Genomic DNA, 21,204 nt, shown 5'->3' with positions numbered 1-21,204 from the left:
TCACCCGCGAATCGCAGCGTCGCTCGTATCGTTCAACGCTCGACGGATCGGTTCCAGCGCTCGGTCCATGCGGAACGGTGCTGATTGATCGTCGTCCAATCGACCGAGGTCAGCTTTGCGATCTGATCGGGACCGTAAGGCACGCGCGCGGCGATGTCGGGCGGCAGCTTGACCGTCTTGTTGACGGGGCCCAGGCCGATGTCTTGCGCTTGCATCGCCTGGACTTCGGGGCTCAGCAAGTACTGGATGAATTGTTGCGAGAGTGCCGGCTGCGCGTTTTGCGCCACGGCGCAGGCACCCACTTGCAGCGCGACGCCGCCTTCCTTCGGATAAATGAACTTGAGCGGGAAGCCCGTGTTCTGCAGCGCAACGGCGCGGCCGCTGCCGTAAGGCGCGATGATCACGTCGCCCGATTGCATGAGCCCGTCCATCTCGCCCGGCGTCGGTGCCCACGACAGCACGTTCGGGGCGACGCGCGTCTTCATCGCCGTGAAGCCCGGATCGATATTCTTCTCGCCGCCGCCGTTCATGCGCGCGAACATGACGAGCGTATGCAGACCGTAGGTATTGGTGATCGGCGGCACGCCCACCTTGCCCTTCAGACGCGGATCGGCAAGCGCCTTCCATGAATCGGGGGCGGGCAGGCCGAGCTTTGCGAACGCCTTCTCGTTGTAGCCGATACCCGTTGCCACCATGCCGACGCCGACGGCCGTCGGCCCGAGATGCGCGAGCGGATAGAGATCCTTCATGACGGGAGCGTCGTCGAGCTTTCCGCACAGGCCGAGTTGCATGGCTTGATACATCGGGCCGTCGTCCATCACCGCCACGTTGATTTGCTCATGGCCCTTCTGCGCTTGCAATTTCGCCAGTGTGTCGCTCGAGTTGCCCGCGACGTAGACGATCTTCACGTGATGCGCTTTTTCGAACGGCGGATCAATCTTCTGACGGTACATGTCTTCGTTCGAACCACCGACGTTCGCCACGTACAGTGTCGTGTCGGCATGAGCGGGAGCGCTGACGGCACAGGTGCCGGCGAGCGTTAGCGCCGCGAACAGCGTTTGCGAAAGCAGGGAAAGGGCACGGTGTTGCGGCACCTTCTTCATGAGACTGTCTCCTGAATTATGTGTAGCGATGGTTCGACGTTTGAGCCGATGTAGCCAAGTTTCGCGCTGTGCGAGCTATATCTCCAATACGAATAAAATACCTACCTATGCATGGGTGATATGACCTAGGGTCCACCCTTACCGTTAATACGGGGCCGGGTTTGGAGGGGGCGAGGATGAATCTGAAGCACATCGAGGCGTTTCGGGCAGTGATGACGGCGGGATCGATGACGGCGGCGGCCAAGGAGCTTTTTACGTCGCAGCCGAACGTGAGCCGGCTGATTTCGCAGCTGGAACGCGAGACTGGGCTCGTGCTGTTTCAGCGCACGGGGGCGCGGCTCATTCCGACGAGCGAGGGCACGGCGTTCTTTCGTGAAGTGGAGCGTGCGTATGTGGGCCTACAGGGGCTAGCCAATGCCGCCGCGCAGATTCGCAATCTCGGCACGGGGCGTTTGCGTATTGCCGCGATGCCGTCGGCGGGATTGACGCTCGTGCCGCGTGCGATCGATCGCTTCCAGCGGCTGCATCCTGGCGTGACCGTGACTCTGCATATGAATACGTCCGGCACGATCAATCATTGGACCGCTTCGCAGTTTTGCGATCTGGGTGTGGCGGTGTACGTCAGCGAGGCATCGAATTGCGACGTCGAATTGCTTTCGACCGTCCCGGCGATGTGTGTGGTGCCGGCCGAACACGCGCTGGCGAAGAAGTCCGTGATCAAGCCCGCGGATTTGCAGGGTGAGTCGTTTATTTCGCTATGTCACGGTGACGGCACGCGCGCGCAGATGGACGAGGTGTTCGCGCGGGCGGGCGTGGAACGAGTGATGGCGATCGAGGCGCAGTACTCCGCGATTTGCTGCGAGATGGTGCGGCTGGGAATGGGGGTGACGCTTTCGCATCCGATCGTTGCTAGGGACTTTGTCGGGCCGGGAATTGCGATTAGGCGGTTTTCACCCGAGGTGCGGTTTCCGATCTACTTGCTGTATCCGCCGCATCGGCCGCGGGAGCGGCTCGCGTCGGCGTTTGTGGAGGTGCTGCGGGAACTGCATGATGAATTTCTCGCGGAGATGAAGGTGCCGCAGCGGCAAGCTACGAAGCGGCGGGGCGGGTAGGCCCCCGCCCCATCCTTCACATTGCTGGTGCGTTAGAACGCGGTGCGAATGCCGACGCGTGCGACCGTTTCGTCGTGCGATGACGAAGCCGCCGTGTCGCCGATTTGGCCGAGCACGGTGCTACCCGTTGCATGCTCGTACAGGCCTTGCGCATAGACTTCGGTACGCTTCGACAAGTGGTAGCCTGCCGTCAAGCCGAACTCGTTGCGATGTGGGAAATAATGCGCGGTCGTGGTGGCGATCGATTCGCGCGTGTACAAATACATCGCCGCGAGATACAACGCCGACGAAACATCCCATTTTGCGTTGGCTTCGATGTTGTCGAATTTCAGCGACTGCTGCGCAGGGAGATCCGGGCGACCGTAGATGTCGCTATGCGTGTACACAAGACCGAACTTCGTCGCGCCGATTGCATAGTTCACGCCGGCTGCGGCAATGCGCTGCCGGCTGGAGATGTATGGCGCATCGGTAACGGCTCCGCCGGTTGTTTCGTCGGCTCCGTCGATATCCATATACGCCGCGGCGGCGGTTAGCGCACCTGCTTGATAGCGTGCGCCGGCGCTCCAGACGCGATTGCTCGCGAATGAGCCGGCCTGATTGCTGAACCCGTAGACACCGCCCAACTGCAGGCCTGCATAGTTTGCGCTGGTGTACTTGATCGCGTTATTGACGCGGAACGAATCGTCTAGATTGTCGGCATCGAACGGATGGGCGAACAGCGTGCCGCCCCAGCTTCCGGCCGCGGCCAGCGGTGCGACATAGTCGACGACGGAATCGTATTGGCGTCCAAGCGTGACGGTGCCGGTCTCCTCCGACGAGAGGCCGACATACGCCTGACGACCGAACATCTGCCCGTTGGGCAGCGCCGCACCGGTATTGAGGGCGAAGCCGTTCTCCAATTGGAAGACCGCGTGCAAGCCGTTGCCGAGATCTTCGCTGCCTTTGAGTCCCCAACGGTCGCCCAGTTGCTGAGTGCCGCTCGTCAACGTGTAGTCCGAATGTCCGTTCACGTTGCGGATGTAGTCGAAGCCTTCATCGATGGTGCCGTATAGCGTGACGCTGCTTTGGGCTTGGGCCACGCAGGCGGCAGCGGCCAGCACAGCCGGCACGAATACTTTCAATGCTTTCAAGATTACCCCGGAGTTGGAATGTGCTCGATTGGCGTCGTTTATTGTGTGGTGCAGATTTGACGGCGGAGGCGATTCTAGCGGATCTGATCTTCGTCCGAGTTATTGGTGTTGTGTGATTGCCAAGGTGTTGATCGCGTGACTTGACAAGGCCGTTGCCAAGATAAGAACACCCGGCGGCGAGCCACGAAACGCCGCGGCGGCTAGCCCTACGTAGTTTTACGTAGCACCCCTAAGTAGTTGTGCGCTTGCGGCCAACATATGGCGCGGAAATACTACGGCCGTCAAACGCGATTCGATTTGCATGAGGCTCAGCCCTGCGCCTCCAAGCAAACAACGCGTTCGGCCCGATTCACCCCACGATAGTTCAATAAAGACAGAGTGCGAGCGGCTGCCCCTGCAAGATGCCGGTCGCCTTATCGTCAGCCCCTAAGGAGCATCATGGAGACCTCCCATCCGCCACGCCGTTCGTGGCTGCCGCTGATTTTGCTGTTGCCGTATTTCGCCTTGCTATGGCTGCCGTTCTATAGCGGCGGCCGGCCTTCGCTACTCGGCTTCCCGTTCTTCTACTGGTACCAGTTCCTCTGGGTGCCGATTACCTCGCTGTTGATGTACGCCGTCTACCGGAGCGCCAAATGACCGAACCCACTTCGATCAATACGACCGCTCTGACGATCTTCATCGCGTTCTTCGCACTCATTACGGTGATGGGTTTCGTCGCGGCACGCTGGAAACGCGGCGACCTCTCGCAACTGCATGAATGGGGACTCGGCGGACGCCAATTCGGCACCGTCATTTCTTGGTTCTTGGTGGGCGGGGATTTCTATACCGCCTACACCGTCATCGCCGTGCCCGCGCTCGTTTACTCCGTGGGCGCGTACGGCTTCTTTGCACTGCCTTACACGATCATCGTCTATCCGTTCGTGTTCGCGGTGATGCCCAAGTTGTGGGAGGCGTGCAAGCGCGGCGACCACATCACCGCGGCCGATTACGTGCAGGGTGTGTTCGGCGGCAAGTGGCTGCCGGCGGCGATTGCCGTGACGGGTATCGTCGCGACGATGCCTTATATCGCGCTGCAGCTCGTCGGCATGCAGGTGGTGATCAAGAGCCTCGGTATCGGCGGCGAACTGCCGCTGATCATCGCCTTCGTGATTCTTGCGCTCTACACCTATGCAAGCGGCCTGCGCGCGCCGGCGATGATCGCGTTCGTGAAGGACATCATGATCTACATCGTGGTGATCGCCGCGGTCTGCTGGATTCCGACCAAGCTCGGCGGCTACGGTGCACTGTTCGATACCGCGGACAAGTACTTTGCGGCGAAGGGCGGTGCCACGGGCATTTTGCTGAAGCCGTCGCAATTCACGGCTTATGCGACGCTCGCACTGGGTTCCGCGCTGGCCGCGTTCATGTATCCGCACACGATGACGGGCGTGCTCTCGTCGAGTTCGGCCGCGACGGTCAAGAAGAACGCGATCTTCCTGCCGGCCTATACCGTGCTGCTCGGTCTGATCGCGCTGCTCGGCTACATGGCGATCGCTGCCGGCGTGCACGTGAAATCGGCATCCGATGTCGTGCCGGCGCTGTTTCTGACGCTGTTCCCGTCGTGGTTCGTCGGCTTCGCGGCCGCGGCAATCGCGATCAGCGCGTTGGTGCCGGCGGCGATCATGTCGATCGGCGCGGCGAATCTGTTCACGCGCAATCTCTATAAGCCGCTGATCGCGCCGAATGCAACGCCGGAGAAGGAAGCGTCGAACGCGAAGCTCGTGTCGCTCGTCGTGAAGTTCGGTGCGCTGCTGTTTATTGTCGTGCTGCCGACGCATTACGCGATCGATATGCAGCTGCTGGGCGGTGTTTGGATCTTGCAGATCTTCCCGGCTGTCGTGTTCTCGCTCTATACGCGCCGCTTGACCTCGTCGGGGCTGTTCCTCGGCTGGCTGGCGGGAATCTCGCTGGGCACGGTGCTGGCCGCCGAGCAGGGATTGAAGCCCGTCTACGCGCTGCATTTCGCGGGGGCGACGTATCCCACGTATATCGGCTTGATCGCGCTGGTCGTCAATATCGTCGTGACGGTGGTCGTTTCGGCTGTGACGGCGAAGAGTCGCGTCGGGCAGGTGGACGTGGCGGTTAGGTAAGAGGATCCGGTCCCGATGTACCAGAAGCCCCGCGTAAGCGGGGCTTCTGCGTTCTAGCGCGACTTTCTTCATTGCCATGTTGCGCGCGCTCTTCGGCTTCTTCTCGATGACGCCCGCTAGCGAGGCGCACACTGTAGCAAGCGGTTTCTCAGTCCTAACGGCGGATCTTCATTGGAAATAGTTGCTGAAAATGCTAAATGGATTGGAAACATTTGCCTGTGAACATCAGATAATTCCGAAAGCGATTTAATCTATCTCACCGCGAAGAGGCCGCTCTGTAGAATCGCCCGAATCTGAATGCTGGCTTATTCGTCGGGCGTGCCAATGAATACCCACCTGTCTGCCCAAGATATCCGGAAGCTCGCTGCAGGAATGCAGAACAATCGGCTATTGACGCTGTCGTTCCCGCAGGACGATGCGCCGTGCGACATCCTGGTGGTGAACCGCCTTGAAGGTGAGGAATCCTTGTCGCGCGATTTCCGATTCGTTATCGAGATGCTGTCCGATAACGCGAAGCTCGATCCTAACGATTTCATCGGCAAGCTGATTTCGGTGCGGTTGCTGCGCAACGACGAAAGCTTCCGGCATTTCAACGGCTACATCTTCTCGTTCCGGCTCGTGCGCGCAGATGGCGGCATAACGTGTTACGAAGCGGACGTCGGCCCATGGATGAGGTACCTGACGCTACGCAAAAACAATAGGCTGTTCTTGAACCAGGCTATCCGTGGCCAAACCGCCACTATCTTCCAAGACTACGGGACGCTGCCGGTATGGGAATGGAAGGTCTACGAGAAAGACCCTTCGATGTCGATGGCGTGCCAGTTCGACGAGCACGACCACAACTACGTCCACCGCCGCTGGGAGCATTTGGGCTTGTGCTATTGGTACGAGCACACGGCAACCGAGCACAAGCTGATCGTGTCCGATCCGATACGCACCGAGCCGGCAATCGACGGCGACAGCCCCAAGATTCGTTACCGCAGCGAGGCAGGCTCACGGGAAGCGGACAGCGTTGCATCGTGGTCGCCTATCGAGCAAATCACGTCCACGCACATTTTGGAGTCTCGCACCGACTTCAAGCACAGCGATCTAAACGCGCGTACCGGCGGCCTGGCCGACGCGCGTACCGATGCTTGGGCTAGCAGTGGCGGGCAGCAGCTGGAGTGGTACGAGTACGCGGGCGCATACGGGCATCGCAACATGGACGACGGGCAGTGGCAAACCAGCCGACGCATCGAAGCGATCGAGGCGATCGCGCGGCAGTACGAGGCGAGCGGCAACAATCGCTTCGTGATGCCGGGACGGTGGTTTCAACTGACGGATCAGGTTGGGTTTCAGCTTAGCCCTAGCCACTACGATGACCAGTACCTGATTACGTTCGCGCATCACGTCGCGACGAATAACTATCTCCAGGGAGTGGGCGCGAAGGCGACGTACAGCAATCGATTTATGTGCGTGAGCAAGCGCACGCGCTGGCGGCCGATACGTGGGTACAACAGTGTCGCCACGCGCATCCTGGCGCCACAGACGGCGACCGTCGTTGGGCCCGAGCGCGAGAGCCTTTACACCGATGAGTACGGCCGCTGCCTGGTGCAATTTCACTGGGACCGCGAGGGCAAATATACGACGTGGGTTCGTGTGTCGAGCGGTTGGGCGGGGGGAGGCCAGGGCATGAGTGCGCTGCCGCGAATCGGCTCCGAGGTCATCGTCATGTGGCTGGATGGGAATCCTGATCATCCCATCGTGACGGGTCGCGTGCAGAACGCGGTGAAGCTATCGGCTTGGCGGTTGCCGCACCAACGTGCGTTGATGGGCATTCGCAGCCCCGAGTTGGTGGGCGAAGAGGGTAATCAGCTAGGCGGCCGCAGCAATCACTTGGTTTTGGATGACACGGCGAATGCGATCCAGGCCCAACTACGCAGTGATCATGCTGCGAGTCAGTTGTCGCTGGGAAGCATCACCCGCATCGAGGGCTGGCATGGCAGGCAGGATGCGCGCGGCGAGGGGTTCGAGCTGCGCACCGATGCCGTGGGTGCGATTCGCTCGGGCAAGGGCATGTTGGTCAGTACCGAGGCGAGGCAAGAGGCGAAGTCGCACATCTCGGATGTGAGTGAGCCGATATCACGTCTCGCAAGTGCGCACGCGCTGCACGACCAAATGAGCACGCTGGCGCAACGGAGCGGAGCGCAGGACGACGGAGGTGACCAGAGCAACGTAGCCGATGCGTTGCATACCCAGATCGAAGGTATCAAGGGCAGCACGGGTAGCCGCGGCGACGATTCGTTTCCTGAACTGAGCGAACCGCATCTGCTGTTCGCCGGTGCGAGCGGGCTGCAAGCGACGACGTCGGCGACTGTTCATGTCAATGGGGGTGATCATGTTGCACTCACAGCGGGACAGAACGTGTCGGTTGCGGCCGGCGCGTCGCTGTATGCGAGTGTGGTCGACAAAATCAGCTTGTTTGCACAACGCGCGGCCATCAGGATCTCGGCCGCCATGGGCGACATCATTCTTCATGCGATAACGAGTTCTATCAAGCTGGAGTCCGCCAAGTCGATTCAACTGCTGACGAAGGTCGTCCAGATAACCGGTGTTGAACGCCTGGAACTGCACGGCGGCAAAAGCCGACTCGTGCTCGACGACAGTGGCGCGCAAATCTTCACGCCTGGGAAATTTGTTGCGTTTGCATCGACACACTCATTGCCGGGGCCGCAGGATTCGCCGGTTGGCCTTGCGCCGAAAGGCGTTTGCGTCGAATGCATGCTGAAGGCTGCACGGAGTGGGGCCGCGCTCGTGCCTCGCTAATTCGGGATTCGATGGATCGCTCGAGCACGCGGACGGAGTGTCGGTGTCCGTGACGTGAACGCCTCATGCAACGCAGACACGCAGTGACGATTCAATGGAGTGACGCGATGTGGGATAGAACAGGTGGCTCGATCCGAAAACGCATCGGTGCGCGATGGCGTATCGCAATGGCCGTTGCGATACCGATGCTCTGCGTGTCTCTGGCCGCGTGCACGGTGGGGCAGTCGACAGCGGTGATGTCGATCGAGATCCCTCGCCATGTCGAACTGCTGTCGGGAGATACCAGGGCATTGAATTACACGCAGTGGTACATCCATACCTTTGCGATAACAGGTCCCGCAGGAAGCCGCATCGGCGGTGGAGGCCCGAATGTGATGCCTATCAGGGCTGATGGCAGACCTTCCGGCGGTGGTAAAGCGGTTTGTTGCACCAGTCTTCCGGCCGAATGGCAGCCGGACCTGAAACTGACAGTGCGCTGGCTGGTGGAAAAGAAGAGGCCCGACGGGAAGAAATGGGGTTATTGGTACAAGGCCGAGAACGTGCGGATTGCACCATATAGCAGCGGGAACACCGGCGACGCGTGGGGCATCTTCCTGCCGGGCGATAGGATTCGCGTCATGCTGACCGACGGCAATCACAATGGGGGCAACAACCCGAACATTCGGCCAGCCGATAACGACCCATACATCGCGCAGGGAGTACTCGACGAAGAGTGGAACCGGCTTTCTCCGCCGGCCCACGACTGATAACGGAGAAATGCGGTGGCGATTCAATGGCCTGAAGCGATACCTGATGGCGGTCGGTTGCAATTATCGGAAAGCGAAGACGCGTTCAGCCTAGGCGTCCTGCGGATGCATGACGAGACCCGGTCATGCCGGCAGACGCTGCAGATCAGCTTGTTCTTTGATGGCACGAATAACAACGACGCTCCGGACAATCCGCTGCGCGACTCGAACAAGCGCACTCATACCAACGTTGCGCGGCTTTTCAATGTGGCACTGGATAAGAACGATGAAAGCATATTTGCGTTCTACATCCCCGGTGTCGGTACACCCTTGCCCGAGATAGGCGAAGAAACCTATCTGCGGATGGGCAAGGCGATGGCGAAGGGCTTTAACCAGCGCTGCGTACTGGGATATATCCGTGTACTGAATGCTGTCTACTACGCGATTGCGCCGGACAACGCCCTGCCTCTGATATCCCGGGACAAAGCGAAAGCGCTCTGCAACGCCGGAGCGAACGGCGACATGAGCGGGTTCGACGAGCCGATCCAGACACTAGGCGTGACCCACAAGCTAGCCGTCGAGAACGAACACCCGCCCCGCACCATCCGGAAGATTTGGATCAACGCGATCGGCTTTTCCCGTGGGGCGGCATGCGCGCGTGCGTTCGTCCACAAACTGGTGAACGAGTGGGCACCGGGAGGAAATCTCGCGAAAAAATTTGAAGGCAGGTACGCGCTGCAATACCAAGTGAACTTCATGGGACTGTTCGATACGGTCGCGTCCGTGGGGCCACCTGATTCAACCCGTGCGACCGTCAACATCGGCACGTTCGATGGGCACTTCGCATTTGCAAACGACGGTGCCATGCGCATTCCCGATTCGGTCCGCTATTGTGTTCACGCGTTCTCGATCCATGAGCAGCGCATGAGTTTCCCGGTCGATTCGATCCGCGAGGTGGGCGGTAGCTATCCTGGAGGCATTCGTCATGAAATCGCCTACCCTGGGGTTCATTCCGATGTCGGTGGCGGCTATGCACCGAACGAGCAGGGTAAAGGGCGAGCGCCCGATCGGCGAGACGGCGGCAAGCTCAGCCAGATCCCCCTGCACGACATGTACATTCACGCGCTCAAGTACGGCGTTCCGCTGACGAAGGGTGACGCGATTCTCGACAGCCCGCAAATGAGGGCAGATTTCGCCCTGCTCCCCCAAACAATCGCCGCCTTCAACGGATGGCTAAAGTCCGCGGGCCCGATCGGCCGCATGGAAGATGCGATCCGTCACGGCATGGAGGAAATGCTGGCATGGCGTGCATTGCGCGCGCAGCCGGACACGCCAGACTACGTCACCCATCAGGGGTTCTTCCGCCAGGCTCACGAAGACCGCATGACCCCTTACAAAGTGGCCGTGAATCTCGAGAAAGCGAAGGATGCCGATCCGCAATTCAAGGCACTGAACGCAAAGCAGGCGCGACTGCTGGGGCAGAGATTGCAGGCAACGCGGGACCGGGAGTATCCGGCCAACATGCCGAGGATCATGGAACTCGACGCGCAGATTGAGGCAGCGAAGCGGGAGATCGATCGACGCACGGAGGCGCTGTGCGGCGTGGCTGGCCATCCAGACGCCACGGACGCCGCACCGGCGCGCCCTGGCGAGGGCGTATGGGACGTCACGACCAACGAGCAGAACGATCTGCGCCAGGGCGCGGAAGAGATGCGCTTGCTGCTGGGCTTTTTGCATCCTGACGAACGCGAGAAGAAATGGAAGGTCGCCGCCACCGTGCGAGTGAACCACGCGCAGCGCGGTGCACACCCAACTGCTCCGACGACCACTCCCACCCTGTCGGTCCCGCACGAACAGCCTGACAGCGACACGCCGAAGGTCACGCTCGCCGAGAGCGGAATCTTGCTTGCATCGACATGGAGCACGATTTTCAGCCAGTTCAGCCCAACGGACGATCTCTTGGCGGCACCCGCACCCGGCGTTATGGGCTTTCTGAAGAAGCATGCTTCGCTAGACGCCGCCGGCCGACTTCAAAAGCCGATCGTCACGCTACTCGACGACTACGTTCACGACAGCCGCATCTGGTTCCGCGTTCCTTGGTTCCACGAATACGCACCGGGCGGCTATGGCTGGCCACGAGTGCTGTTCGAGGGCGGCACAAAGCGAATCGTCTATCTCGGACTTACTTCGGAATCCGAACTGCTCGCGGCCGGCAACACTCAGAAGGCGGCGTGGGCGTAAAGAGCGCGGAGAGAGAACCCTATGCAGCACGATCCCGACCTATTCAGCTTGATCGACGGCGCCGCGAGCCCGGCCAGGCTCGCGCCCCTACTGGAGCAATCCGGCGCTCAGTTCGTTTCGCTATACAAGGCGCTGCCCGAAGCACAGCTCGGACCCGCCTCGCTTTTTCTCGCCCGCATCGACGACCCCGACGCAACGTGGCTCGGCGAATTGAACGAGATCGACCTTCATTCTCCGTGCCTCACGCTCTTCTGGAGTCGTGTCAGCCTTCAGGAGTTGGCAATCCATTTGAGCGCATTTCTGTTTGCCGGAATCGGCGAGGGGATGACCGTGATGATCCGCTTCTTCGATCCGCGGAACACGGGAGCGGTGCTCGAAATGTGGAGCGAACAGATCCGTGACATGTTCTTGTCGCCGATCGTGCGGCTCAAATATCGCGGGCGTCACGAACAGTGGCAGACGGTCGAAAGTGATCCGCCGAACGCGGGCTGCATTTTCCGCTCCGTTGCGATCGACCTCGATCAGCAGGACATCGATAAGCTGACGGCGCATTCGGAGCCCGATGTGCTGATGGCATCGCTGGTCGACTTCGGACACATCGATCAAACGCTCCCATACAGGCGCCGCTTTCTCGACTTCGAACCCCGATACATTCGGGCATTGGATTGGGGATTCGTCGAACCGAGAGACCGGCTGACCTACTGCGACTATTCGTATCGCTTCGGGGCAAATTTCGATCAGCACCGGCAAGTCCGGGACGCCCTAACCTCTCGTCGCGAAACAAGCGCGTCGTTCGACGCGACGATGGACCGGATACCCAGATCGGTATGGAATGACCTGAAGCGTAGGAACGAAGCGTTGTTGCGCGCGTACCCATAGCCAGGCACCGGCAAGGAAACACGACATGCCACGGAAAATCATCGTAGTCGGCGATACGACCTCGCACGGTGGCCGGGTCATCACCGGTTCGGAGACGCACACGATCGCCGGCCGGCAGATCGCCCGGCTGGACGACCTAGTCGACTGCCCCGAAACCTATCCCGATGGCCGCCCGCACGGCATCAACCGAATCGTCGAGGCCCACGTGACGCTCACCATCGGCAACCGGCGCGTGGCGATGCAGGGTCATCGAACCGAGTGCGGCTGCACGCTCATCGGTAGTGTCACGGCCGATGCGGGAGGCTAGCCCGCTACCTACATCACCAACCCAACGCCTTGCGAATCATCTGAAGCGCGGCGCCGAGCACGAACAGCAAGACGATGATGCGAAAGGCGTTTGGCGGCAGCTTGTCGCGAAGCGGTTTAGCGATCTGAATGCCGGCAATGACAGGGACACTGGCGGCGGCGGAAATCAGCAAGTCCGTGCCCGACGCATGCGCGCCGCTCTTGAAAGCGACCAGCAGCGTGACGATCGAGACGACGAGAATGATCGCCATCTGCTTGGTGAACGCTTTTCCGCGCGCCCCCGTGGCGATCAGATAGATCGCGAGCAGCGGGCCTGGAATCGACGCGATGCTCTCCATGAGGGCCGCGCCGAAGCCGAGCACGAAACCGACCGGCCTCACCCACTTGGGCTGGAGTGAGAAACGCGGCGAGGCGAGCAGCAGCAGCGCGGCAAACACGAGCAATCCGCCCGCAACGACCTGCGCATGGTGCGGCTCGAGCGAGATCAGGATCGATACGCCGGCGATGTTGCCGAGCACCGTGCCGATCAGCGGCGCGGCGATGCGGCGCGCCGTGGCCAAGGTTTCGCCGCCTTCCAGCGCCTGCGGAATATTGCCGAGAATCACAGGCATCGACAGGAGCAGCACCGCTTGCTTCACGGGCATCATCTGAATCAGGATCGGCATCGCGACAAGCGGTACGCCGATGCTGACGATGCCTTTGACCATACCGCCGATGATCAGTACCGCAACGAGGCCGGCGAGGGCATAAGGGTGGAGCGCATGCAGCGTCGGCGCGAGCATGCCCTGAGATGCAGCGTGAAGCATTGGTCTGGTCTGCCTATTATTTGCCGCTGGTACCCTTTGGAACGGGCGTGGCGGTGGTGGGTGTCGATGCTGCCGACGGCACAGCCGGCGCGGAGGCGGGCTGAGACACAGCCGGCTCCGATGCAGCAGGTGCTGATGCCGCCGACGGCGCGGCTACGGCCGATGCGCCCGATGCGGCCGCCGGCACTGCTGCGCTCGCCCCGCCGGGTGCGGCGGGAGCAGCGCTTTCGTCCTCGTCGCCATAGTTAGGCAGCGCGGGTGGTTTGGAGGATTCTGCGCCGAGCGCGGCGCGCCGTTGCTGCGTATAGGCGTCGCGCACGAACGAATACTTGTCGAGCGCAGCTTGTTCGAGAATGTTGGTCGCGCCGAGCATGTCGGAGCGCGCACTGACGAACTGCAAGCCGTAGAGCGGCTTCTGCGCGTCGACAGGCGCGTAGATCAGCGGGCTGAAGCGCGTATCGACGGCGAACCCCACGCCGTCGCGGAACGAACTCGGCCCGAAGATCGGCAGCACGATATACGGGCCGGACGGGACGCCCCAATGTCCCAGCGTGAGCCCGAAGTCCTGATGGTGCTTCGGCAAGCGCGCCGGCGTTGCGAAATCGATGAGCCCGCCGATGCCGAACGTCGTGTTCATCGCAAAGCGGATCAAATCTTCGGTCGCATCGGTGATTTTCAACTGCAGCAACTCGTTCGCGATGTTGTTCAGGTCGCCCAAGTTGGAGAAGAAGTTGCTGATCGCCGTGCGCAGCGGGTGCGGCGTGATCGCCTGGTAGCCCTTCGCGATCGGCACGGCAATCGTATGATCGATCGTGTCGTTGACCTTGAAGACGACGCGGTTCATCGGCTCGAACGGGTCGCCGGGCGTGCGTGTGCTCGGACTCGCGCAGCCTGCTAGAAGCCCCGCGACGGCAAGCGTCGCGGCCAAGGTTCGTAGGTTATCCATCGATTCCTTCTAATTCTTTCTTTTGGGCGCGCGCGGAGCGCGGTTTACCCATCAGCACGGGCTGGAACACGACGGCGCCGACGAGCGTGCAAGACAGCGCCAGGGCAAGCAGCCGTCCCATGCTCGCCGTGCCGGGATGGTGCGACAGCCAGAGGCTGCCGAACGCGGTGGCCGTCGTGGCCGCACTGAACAATACCGCATGTGTGAGGCTCGACGAGAGCAAGCTCGTTTGACCCGCACGCCACGCCATCACGAAATAGACTTTGAACGCCACGCCCACCCCGAGCATCAGCGGCAACGCAATGATGTTCGCAAAGTTCAGCGGCATGTCGAAGACAACGCAAAGCTCGAGCGTCACCAGCGCCGAGACGAGCAGCGGGATCATCGTGCGCAGCACGTCGCCGAAGCGGCCCAGCGTGATCCACAGCAGCAGCGTGATCGAGAGCACGGCCCACGCGGCGGCCTGCAAGAACGCCTCGATGATCGTATCGGCCGAATGCAGGATCGAGATCGGGCCGCCGATCGCGTTGGGCTCCGCTTGCTTCACGGCATGGGCGAAGCGGCGCAGCATGGCATCGTCGTCCGAATCGACGCTGGGCGGCACGCGCGGCGAGATTTGCACCAGGGCTCGGCCGTCGGGCGCCACCCAGTCGCGCACGAGCTCCGGCGGCAGCGTCGCGCGCGAGAGCGGGAACGGCTGCAGCAGCGTCGAAAGCTGATGCAAGGAAAGCCGCAGCGGCGTGGCGAAGGCGGCTTCGGCCCGGTCGCGCGTCGCGCTATCGGCCGCCGCGAGCTTGGCCAGCGAGGCCGAGAGCCGCTGCGCCTGCTTCGCGCCGGCCCCGGGGTAATCCTGGGCGGCGTAGGTGAGCTGATTCGATGCGCGCTTCAATGCGGCGACGCGTTGCTCGTCCGTGGCCGGCGGCGCGGGCGGCTGTGTCAGGGCGGGCAGCAGCGTCTGCGCCGCTTGCGCGATCAGCGAAAGCTTTTGCGGCTGATCGGGGGGGATGAACGTCGTGAGCGTCGTGACGCGTCCGACCTCGGGCAGCGCGCCGAGGTGGCGCGCGGTCAGATCGGCCGCCGCGAGCGACGGGGCCAGCACGGCCACGTCGTTGATCGAGGCTTCGGGCGAGTTCTTCAGCGACATCAGCGTCGCCATCGATTCGGTGTGCGGATCCTTCAGATGCAGCGGGTTGAAGTCGAACCGCAGATGAAGCAGCAGCGGCGTCGCGCCGAGGACGACGACGAGCGTGCCCAGCAGAATCGGCTTGCGATGGTCTTGCAGGAAATCGTCGATCGGCGCCAGGCGCTTGAAGCCGGGACGCGAGGCTTCCCCCGGCGGCGCCATCAGCTTGAGTAGGGCCGGCAGCAGCGTCATCGTGCTGAAGTAGGCGACGATCATGCCGACGCCCGCGATCAGGCCGAGCTCCGATACGCCGCGGTATGCCGTCGGCAGGAACGAGAAGAAGCTCGTGGCGACCGCTGCGGCGGCGAGGGTGAGCGGCAGCCCCATCGAATGAGCGGCGCCGACGAGCGCATGATCGAGCCGTTCGTCCCGATTGCGCTCTTCCCGGTATTTCACGCCGTATTGGATCGCGAAATCGGCGCCGAGCCCGACGAACAGCACCATGAACGCCACCGAGATCATGTTCAGCGAGCCGACCATCAGCAGACCGAGCGCGGCCGTGATCGGCAAGCCGACGGCCAGCGTGACGAGCACGGCGAGGATCATCCGCTTCGAACGCAGGGCCAGCCAAAGGATCGCCAGGACGACGATGATCGTGCCGATGCCGTTGACGAGAGCGCCGTCTTCGACCGAGGCGAATTCCTCATCGGAAAGCGGCTGCGCCCCGGTCAGGTGCACGACGGCGCCGTAGCGCTTTTGCAGGTCGAGTTCGCGGGCGACCGTGCGTATCGTGTCCGACGCCTGCGCGCCGGCTTGCAGGGCGCCGTAGTTGACGACGGGGGTGACGGTGACGAACGCGCGGGCAGGCTGGTGCGCCGCGTCCGGATCGACGAGCGCGCGCCAGGAGAACGCGGCGTTCTTGCCCGCCAGTACGGCGTCCACGGTATCGGCCGCGCGCGTGAGCAGGTTCGCCATGGCCGGCAGCTTCACTTGGCCCGATTGCAGCGGCAGGCCCAGCATCGTCGACAAGGTGGTCGAAAGGCCGGTCACGCTGGGATCGTGCGCGAGCGTATTGACGAGCGGGCGCGCCTGCGCGAGCTGGGCCGTCGTGCTGCCGACGTTGTCGACGGACAGGAAGAGCATCCCGTCGTGCTCGAACAGCGACCCGCCGCCCGGCTCCGAAACGGCGCCGATCTGGCTGCGGTAGGCCGGTTTCGACAAGCCGGCGGCGAGCGCATCGGCGGCCGCGTCGGCCATCTCCGGCGCGCTCGCGTCGACGACGGCGAGGATCGTCTGGTCGCGCTGCGGGAACGCGCGGTCCATGGCGTCGCCGAGTGCCGACCATTGGGCGTCCGTTTCGATCAGCTTGCTGACGTCGGTGTTGATCTTGAAGTGCCGCACCGTATAGACGCCGCTCGCCGCGGCCAGCACGAAGGCGAGTACGACGACCAAAATCGGTCGGCGCACGGACCAGTCAACGAGTCGGACGATGAAGGACGTCAGCATGGATCGGGCGGTAGGACTGAGCAAGCGGCAAAACGCCTAAGTATACCGGCGGACGGCCCTGCTCCGGTGGCCGCCGCGCAGAGCGTCGCGGAACCGCCCGCCCCGGGTGTGCGTCGAAACCAGAATCGAACGGGATGGGTATACTGCCCGCACCGCCCGTCGGGCCGTCGCGTCCGCGCGTGCGGTGCCGCCGGCACTCCTTCAATCGAGCTCGAGATTCCATGAAACGTCATTTGTTCGCATTTTTTACCGCGGCGTTCGTGAGCGCCGCCGCTTGGGCGCAAACGGCGCCTGTCGATGTCGTGAAGCAAGCCGTCGTCGGCACCGTCGATGCGATGAAGCAGGATCCCGGCGCGCGCGGCGGCGACTTGGCGAAGATCTCGCAAGTCGTGCAGGCGCACTTTCTGCCCGCCACGAACTTCGAGCGCACGGCCAGGATCGCCGTCGGCGACGCGTGGAAGCAAGCGACGCCCGCGCAGCAGCAAGAGCTGACGAAGCAATTTAAAGTCCTGATGACGCGCACCTACGCGGCCTCGCTGGCGCAGCTGGGCACGCAAGATGCACATTTCTCGTTCAAGCCCGAGGAAGCGACGGCCAACGACGCGCTCGTCATGTCCACGGTCACGACGCCCGGCGACAGCCAGCAAGTCGGCTATCGTCTCGGCAAGACCGGCAATGAATGGAAGATTTACGACATCGACATGTCGGGCGCCTGGCTCATCCAGGTCTATCAGAATCAGTTCAAGGCGCAGTTGAGTCAAGGCGGCGTCGACGGGCTCATCAAGTTCCTCACCGCGCACAACGCGCGGGCCGAGTAAGCCCGAAGTAAGCGCGAAGTCAGTGCGAAGTCAGTGCGAAGCGCAACTGCGGCGTCACCTCGGGCCGTTCCCGGTCGCTAGGGAATGGCCGGGTAACGGCCGCGGCCGCCGCCGATCGGACGGTCAGCGCCGGCGCCGTTCGACGGCGAACTTGATCAACTCGGCCTGCCCTTCGATTTCAAGCTTGCGTTTGACGTTGAGCCGGTGCGTTTCGACCGTTCGCACCGACAGCCCATAGCGCTCCGCGATCTGCTTGCTCGACAGGCCCTCGGCCAATGCGTCGAGAATCTCGCCCTCGCGCGGCGTCAGGCGTTCCACCGGCGTTTGCAGCGCGCTTGCCTGGATCATGCGCGCGGCAATCCCGGCGCTGAAAAAGGTGCGGTTAGCCAGCACCGCCGAAATGGCATGGACGATTTCGGTGGCCGGGGAATCCTTCAGCACATATCCGCTCGCGCCCGCCCGCACGGCCTGCGTCACGTATTCGATGTTGTCGTGCATCGACAGCATCAGGACGCGCACGGCCGGGAAGCGTTCGTGAAATATGCCCGCCAGCGCGATCCCGTTCATTCCGTTCATCCCCACGTCCATCAACGCGAGATCGGGGGCAAGCCGCTCGGCCAGGGATAACGCCTCCTCGGCGTTGCCGGCTTCTCCGATCACGGTCAAGCCCGGTACGCCTTCGAGGCGCAGGCGCAGGCCGTCGCGCACGAGCGGGTGGTCGTCGACGAGGATGATGTTGGAGGTGGAGCGGGAGTCGAGTGCGGTCATGTAGGGCGATCGTTGTGTGCCGGTTCGGCGATGCGCGGCGAAACGGGATGCGGCAGCGGGACGGCGGCCGTGACGACCGTCTGCCCCGGCTGGGAAGCGATCGTCAGCATACCGGCGAGCGGATCGAGCCGCTCGCGCATATTGCGCAAACCGATGCCGCGGCGCGAATCGGCCTGGGTGCGCTCGACGTCGAAGCCCTGGCCGTCGTCGACGATCGTGAGCGTGGCGGCCTTGTCGCGCACGGCGAATGTCAGCGTCGCATGCGACGCGCGCGCGTGCCGTACGATGTTCGTCAGCGCTTCTTGAGCGATCCTGAACAAGGCCGTGTTGACCGTTGCCGGCAGCGCCGCCGTACGCGATTCATGATCCGCCTCGACCCGCATCTCGATGCCGGTTTCCTCGCCGAGCTCCCGCGTCAATTGCTCGAGCGCCGCGGCCAAGCCCAGATCGTCGAGCATCGAGGGGCGCAGCGCGTGTGAAATGCGCCGCACTTCGCGCAGCGCGTGCGACAAGCGCGTCAGCGCGGTACCGAGGGCGGCTTCGGCGGTCGGGACGCGCACGTGTGGGGCGCCCGCCCGTTCGAGGCGGGCGAGCGCCGATTCGAGCAGCAGCTTCACCGATACCATCATCTGGCTGATGCCGTCGTGCAATTCCCGCGACAGCCGCGCGCGCTCGTGCTCCTGCGACTCGACGACCTGCTGCGCGAGGCGTTTGAGCTTCGCATCGGCGCTGCGGTGCTCGGATACGTTCAGGAAGAGGGCGCACGCGGTGATGACGCCGAAGCCCATGAGCGCGATGATGCCGATCCACATCGTCGTGCGCCCGATGTTGGCCGACGCGCGAGCATCGATGCCCGCGAGCGTCTCCTTGACGCCGTCCAGATAGATGCCGGTGCCGATCATCCAGCCCCAGCGCGGCAGCGGCACGACGTAGCCTAGCTTCTCCTCCAAACGGTTCGTCGACGGCCGATGCCAGACGTAGCGTACATAGCCGCCGCCCTTTCTTGCCGTGGCGATCAACTGCTGAATCGTGAGCGCACCGTTAGGATCCCTAAGCAACCACCAATTGTGCCCGACGAGATCGGGCTCGCGCGGATGCATCAGCGAATTGCCCTGCAAGTCGTAGACGAAGAAATAGCCGTCCGGGCCGAAATCCATGCGTTGCAGGACGGCGAGCGCTTGCTGTTGGCGCGCCGCGTTGTCTTGAGCGTTGCCGTGAACGTCGTCGTATAGCGGCGCGATAGCGGTGAGCGCGAGATCGACGTAATGCTTCAGTTCGGTCTGCTTGCTCGACAGATAGGCGGCTTTGACCGTCTCTCGCTGCGCTTCGGCGAGTGCCGTTGCCTGCAGGTGTACGCCGATGCCGATCCCTGCAATCGCCAGGAGAAATGGAACGATCGCCAGCAAGAAGATCTTCGTCTTGATTTTCATGGTCGACCGAAGGGATGCAAAACGCCGTATGGCAGGCGTAAGAATACTCCATGGACCGGCGGGATCCGCTTAGTCTGAACCCCCATGCCGGCGGGGATGCCGCGAACTCGATGACCGGCAAATGAGCGACTAAAGCAAAGCGGCGCGGCCCCTTGGTGGGGACCGCGCCGCTTTCATGAAGGTGTCCGAACGATTCGTCCGGTTACGCTTCGGTTTTCAGTGCGCCGCAGCCGCGCGCGCGTTCTTCGAGTTGGCCGAGTGCTTGATTTCCTCGAGCTTGATCTCGACGTGGCGCGAGAAGACGTATTCGGCCGGACGCTGCTTGTCGAGCGGAATATCCTTCGAGAACGCGCCTTCGATCTTCGGGCCGCGCAAGCTTACGCCCAGTGCTTTCAGCGGATGGGCGACGGTGTCCATCACGGCCGTCGCTTCGAAGCCGCTATGGACCATGCAGTCGGCGCACTTTTCGTAGTTGCCGGTGCCATACGCGTCCCAGTCGGTCTCTTCCATCAGTTCCTTGAAGCTCTTCGCGTAGCCTTCGCCAACGAGGTAGCACGGACGCTGCCAGCCGAACACCGTGCGCGCCGGGTTGCCCCAGGGCGTGCAGTGGTAAGTCTGGTTGCCGGCGAGGAAGTCGAGGAACATCGCCGATTGGCTGAACGACCAGTTCTTGCCGCGGTTGCCGCGCTTGAAGATTTCGCGGAAGAGCTGCTTCGTCTTGTCGCGATTGAGGAAGTGCTGCTGATCGGGGGCGCGCTCGTAGGCATAGCCGGGCGAGACGGTAATGCCGTCGACGCCCATCGGGCCGAGCGTATCGAAGAACGCCGCCACGCGCTCGGGCTTGGCGTCGTTGAACAGCGTGCAGTTGATGTTGACGCGGAAGCCGCGGCGCTTCGCTTCGCGAATCGCGGCAACGGCCTTCTCGTAGACGCCTTCTTGCGACACCGAGTGATCGTGCATCGCTTGGTCGCCGTCGAGGTGGACGGACCAGACGAAGTACGGGCTCGGCTGGTAGTCGTCCATCTTCTTTTCCATCAGCAGCGCGTTCGTGCACAGATAGACGAACTTCTTGCGCGCGATGATGCCCTTGACGATCGTGGGCATTTCCTTGTGCAGCAGCGGTTCGCCGCCGGCGATCGACACGACGGGCGCCCCGCACTCGTCGACGGCGCCGAGACATTCCTCGACCGACAGACGCTGATTGAGGATGGGATCCGGGTAATCGATCTTGCCGCAGCCGTTGCAAGCCAAGTTGCAGCGGAAGAGCGGCTCGAGCATCAGCGCGAGCGGATAGCGCTTGTTACCGGTGAAATGTTGACGCGTGATATAGGCACCAACGCGAACTTTTTGCAACAGAGGGATCGACAAGGCAACCTC

At 62.4% G+C, this 21,204-nt stretch carries 17 protein-coding genes; 9 read left to right on the top strand and 8 right to left on the bottom strand.

Annotated elements, in window-relative coordinates; genetic code table 11:
• Positions 1–32 precede the first annotated feature (32 nt).
• Positions 33–1,103 carry an ABC transporter substrate-binding protein gene (locus DWV00_RS03015; protein WP_115532012.1) on the bottom strand — a complete coding sequence of 357 codons (1,071 nt, stop codon included), beginning with the start codon at positions 1,101–1,103 and terminating at the stop codon, positions 33–35.
• Positions 1,104–1,279: 176 nt separating this feature from the next.
• Here DWV00_RS03015 and DWV00_RS03010 point away from each other — a divergent pair, with 176 nt between their 5' ends.
• Entirely contained in the window at positions 1,280–2,215 is a 936-nt protein-coding gene (locus tag DWV00_RS03010) for a LysR substrate-binding domain-containing protein (RefSeq protein WP_115532011.1), read from the top strand.
• A gap of 32 nt (positions 2,216–2,247) precedes the next feature.
• Here the strand turns inward: DWV00_RS03010 and DWV00_RS03005 are convergent, their stop codons facing one another.
• Positions 2,248–3,345 (bottom strand): porin, encoded by a 1,098-nt coding sequence (locus DWV00_RS03005; protein WP_115532010.1) that lies wholly within the window; start codon positions 3,343–3,345, stop codon positions 2,248–2,250.
• Between the two features lie 438 nt (positions 3,346–3,783).
• On the opposite strand from DWV00_RS03005, the gene DWV00_RS03000 reads away from it, so the two are divergent.
• The 7 genes from DWV00_RS03000 to DWV00_RS02970 all read left to right on the top strand — a co-directional run bounded on the left by DWV00_RS03000 (position 3,784) and on the right by DWV00_RS02970 (position 12,431).
• On the top strand, positions 3,784–3,981 hold the full coding sequence (locus DWV00_RS03000; protein ID WP_115532009.1) for a DUF3311 domain-containing protein: 198 nt from the start codon (positions 3,784–3,786) through the stop codon (positions 3,979–3,981).
• Positions 3,978–5,474: a monocarboxylate uptake permease MctP gene (gene mctP / locus DWV00_RS02995; RefSeq protein WP_115532008.1), complete on the top strand. Its 1,497-nt coding sequence runs from the start codon at positions 3,978–3,980 to the stop codon at positions 5,472–5,474. The genes DWV00_RS03000 and mctP overlap by 4 nt, the downstream gene beginning before the upstream one ends.
• Positions 5,475–5,798: 324 nt before the next feature.
• Positions 5,799–8,279 (top strand): type VI secretion system Vgr family protein, encoded by a 2,481-nt coding sequence (locus tag DWV00_RS02990; RefSeq protein ID WP_115532250.1) that lies wholly within the window; start codon positions 5,799–5,801, stop codon positions 8,277–8,279.
• Positions 8,280–8,386: 107 nt separating this feature from the next.
• Positions 8,387–9,025: a DUF3304 domain-containing protein gene (locus tag DWV00_RS02985; protein ID WP_115532007.1), complete on the top strand. Its 639-nt coding sequence runs from the start codon at positions 8,387–8,389 to the stop codon at positions 9,023–9,025.
• A 15-nt stretch (positions 9,026–9,040) separates the two neighbouring features.
• Positions 9,041–11,245 carry a T6SS phospholipase effector Tle1-like catalytic domain-containing protein gene (locus DWV00_RS02980; protein WP_115532006.1) on the top strand — a complete coding sequence of 735 codons (2,205 nt, stop codon included), beginning with the start codon at positions 9,041–9,043 and terminating at the stop codon, positions 11,243–11,245.
• A gap of 21 nt (positions 11,246–11,266) precedes the next feature.
• Positions 11,267–12,124: a DUF4123 domain-containing protein gene (locus tag DWV00_RS02975; protein ID WP_115532005.1), complete on the top strand. Its 858-nt coding sequence runs from the start codon at positions 11,267–11,269 to the stop codon at positions 12,122–12,124.
• Positions 12,125–12,149: 25 nt separating this feature from the next.
• On the top strand, positions 12,150–12,431 hold the full coding sequence (locus DWV00_RS02970) for a PAAR domain-containing protein (RefSeq protein ID WP_115532004.1): 282 nt from the start codon (positions 12,150–12,152) through the stop codon (positions 12,429–12,431).
• A 13-nt stretch (positions 12,432–12,444) separates the two neighbouring features.
• On the opposite strand, the gene DWV00_RS02965 is transcribed toward DWV00_RS02970, so the two are convergent.
• From DWV00_RS02965 to hpnN, 3 genes are read right to left on the bottom strand one after another with little or no spacing between them, the layout of a single operon-like run.
• The gene (locus DWV00_RS02965) at positions 12,445–13,236 is read right to left on the bottom strand and encodes a sulfite exporter TauE/SafE family protein (RefSeq protein ID WP_115532003.1); all 792 of its coding nucleotides are present in this window, start codon (positions 13,234–13,236) and stop codon (positions 12,445–12,447) included.
• A 16-nt stretch (positions 13,237–13,252) separates the two neighbouring features.
• The gene (locus DWV00_RS02960) at positions 13,253–14,182 is read right to left on the bottom strand and encodes an MlaA family lipoprotein (RefSeq protein WP_115532002.1); all 930 of its coding nucleotides are present in this window, start codon (positions 14,180–14,182) and stop codon (positions 13,253–13,255) included.
• Complete coding sequence (gene hpnN, locus DWV00_RS02955) at positions 14,175–16,811, bottom strand: hopanoid transporter HpnN (protein ID WP_115532001.1); 2,637 nt, start codon at positions 16,809–16,811, stop codon at positions 14,175–14,177. The genes DWV00_RS02960 and hpnN overlap by 8 nt, the downstream gene beginning before the upstream one ends.
• 221 nt (positions 16,812–17,032) lie before the next feature.
• Here hpnN and DWV00_RS02950 point away from each other — a divergent pair, with 221 nt between their 5' ends.
• Positions 17,033–17,629: an MlaC/ttg2D family ABC transporter substrate-binding protein gene (locus DWV00_RS02950; RefSeq protein ID WP_115532000.1), complete on the top strand. Its 597-nt coding sequence runs from the start codon at positions 17,033–17,035 to the stop codon at positions 17,627–17,629.
• A gap of 123 nt (positions 17,630–17,752) precedes the next feature.
• On the opposite strand, the gene DWV00_RS02945 is transcribed toward DWV00_RS02950, so the two are convergent.
• The 3 genes from DWV00_RS02945 to hpnH form a co-directional block, all read right to left on the bottom strand.
• Complete coding sequence (locus DWV00_RS02945) at positions 17,753–18,397, bottom strand: response regulator (RefSeq protein ID WP_115531999.1); 645 nt, start codon at positions 18,395–18,397, stop codon at positions 17,753–17,755.
• On the bottom strand, positions 18,394–19,827 hold the full coding sequence (locus DWV00_RS02940) for a cache domain-containing protein (RefSeq protein WP_115531998.1): 1,434 nt from the start codon (positions 19,825–19,827) through the stop codon (positions 18,394–18,396). The genes DWV00_RS02945 and DWV00_RS02940 overlap by 4 nt, the downstream gene beginning before the upstream one ends.
• 216 nt (positions 19,828–20,043) lie before the next feature.
• A complete protein-coding gene (hpnH, locus tag DWV00_RS02935) occupies positions 20,044–21,195 on the bottom strand; it encodes an adenosyl-hopene transferase HpnH (protein WP_115531997.1) in 1,152 nt (383 codons plus the stop codon).
• Positions 21,196–21,204: the final 9 nt, after the last annotated feature.

This window comes from Trinickia dinghuensis, assembly GCF_003367175.1.
Taxonomy (GTDB): Bacteria; Pseudomonadota; Gammaproteobacteria; order Burkholderiales; family Burkholderiaceae; genus Trinickia; species Trinickia dinghuensis.
This window is presented reverse-complemented; position numbering and strand designations above follow the sequence as displayed.

What these genes read in the sequence shown, in the direction of transcription:
- DWV00_RS03015 (WP_115532012.1), bottom strand. Translation starts at nt 1,103, where the DNA reads ATGAAGAAGGTGCCGCAACACCGTGCCCTTTCCCTGCTTTCGCAAACG.
- DWV00_RS03010 (WP_115532011.1), top strand. Translation starts at nt 1,280, where the DNA reads ATGAATCTGAAGCACATCGAGGCGTTTCGGGCAGTGATGACGGCGGGA.
- DWV00_RS03000 (WP_115532009.1), top strand. Translation starts at nt 3,784, where the DNA reads ATGGAGACCTCCCATCCGCCACGCCGTTCGTGGCTGCCGCTGATTTTG.
- mctP (WP_115532008.1), top strand. Translation starts at nt 3,978, where the DNA reads ATGACCGAACCCACTTCGATCAATACGACCGCTCTGACGATCTTCATC.
- DWV00_RS02990 (WP_115532250.1), top strand. Translation starts at nt 5,799, where the DNA reads ATGAATACCCACCTGTCTGCCCAAGATATCCGGAAGCTCGCTGCAGGA.
- DWV00_RS02985 (WP_115532007.1), top strand. Translation starts at nt 8,387, where the DNA reads ATGTGGGATAGAACAGGTGGCTCGATCCGAAAACGCATCGGTGCGCGA.
- DWV00_RS02975 (WP_115532005.1), top strand. Translation starts at nt 11,267, where the DNA reads ATGCAGCACGATCCCGACCTATTCAGCTTGATCGACGGCGCCGCGAGC.
- DWV00_RS02970 (WP_115532004.1), top strand. Translation starts at nt 12,150, where the DNA reads ATGCCACGGAAAATCATCGTAGTCGGCGATACGACCTCGCACGGTGGC.
- DWV00_RS02965 (WP_115532003.1), bottom strand. Translation starts at nt 13,236, where the DNA reads ATGCTTCACGCTGCATCTCAGGGCATGCTCGCGCCGACGCTGCATGCG.
- DWV00_RS02960 (WP_115532002.1), bottom strand. Translation starts at nt 14,182, where the DNA reads ATGGATAACCTACGAACCTTGGCCGCGACGCTTGCCGTCGCGGGGCTT.
- hpnN (WP_115532001.1), bottom strand. Translation starts at nt 16,811, where the DNA reads ATGCTGACGTCCTTCATCGTCCGACTCGTTGACTGGTCCGTGCGCCGA.
- DWV00_RS02950 (WP_115532000.1), top strand. Translation starts at nt 17,033, where the DNA reads ATGAAACGTCATTTGTTCGCATTTTTTACCGCGGCGTTCGTGAGCGCC.
- DWV00_RS02945 (WP_115531999.1), bottom strand. Translation starts at nt 18,397, where the DNA reads ATGACCGCACTCGACTCCCGCTCCACCTCCAACATCATCCTCGTCGAC.
- DWV00_RS02940 (WP_115531998.1), bottom strand. Translation starts at nt 19,827, where the DNA reads ATGAAAATCAAGACGAAGATCTTCTTGCTGGCGATCGTTCCATTTCTC.